The following is a 376-nucleotide window of genomic DNA, read 5'->3' as shown; positions in this document are numbered from 1 at the left end:
TCCGGATTGCGGGAGACGGGGTATGTACCAGATGGAAAAAATCACAACAGGTGTGTCATACACCACGTCAGCGGTGGGAACGGGCTACTGGTTCCTGCAGTTGCTGGACAGGGTTTCCCCGTCTCAGTGGGCGGCAATAGGCGTGCTGGGGAGTCTGCTGTTTGGTCTGCTGACGTACCTGACGAACCTGTATTTCAAGATTAAAGAAGACCGGCGTAAGGCGGCGCGGGGAGAGTAAGCTGATGAGCAGGAAATTCCGCTATGGTTTATCAGCGGTAGTTCTGGCGCTGATTGCCGCAGGTGCTTCTGCGCCTGAAATCCTCGACCAGTTTCTGGATGAAAAGGAAGGTAACCACACCACGGCATACCGTGATGG

1 protein-coding gene is annotated in these 376 nt (G+C 54.8%); it reads left to right on the top strand.

Annotated features, from left to right (window positions below; genetic code table 11):
* A partial coding sequence (locus Y887_RS18015; protein ID WP_052765051.1) for a phage holin occupies positions 1 to 238 on the top strand: 238 nt, incomplete at its 5' end.
* Between the last annotated feature and the right edge of the window lie 138 nt (positions 239 to 376).

The sequence above is a fragment of the Xanthomonas pisi DSM 18956 genome (assembly GCF_001010415.1).
Taxonomy (GTDB): domain Bacteria; phylum Pseudomonadota; class Gammaproteobacteria; order Xanthomonadales; family Xanthomonadaceae; genus Xanthomonas; species Xanthomonas pisi.
Note: the sequence above shows the minus strand (reverse complement) of the source record. Positions and strands in the feature narration are given on the sequence as shown.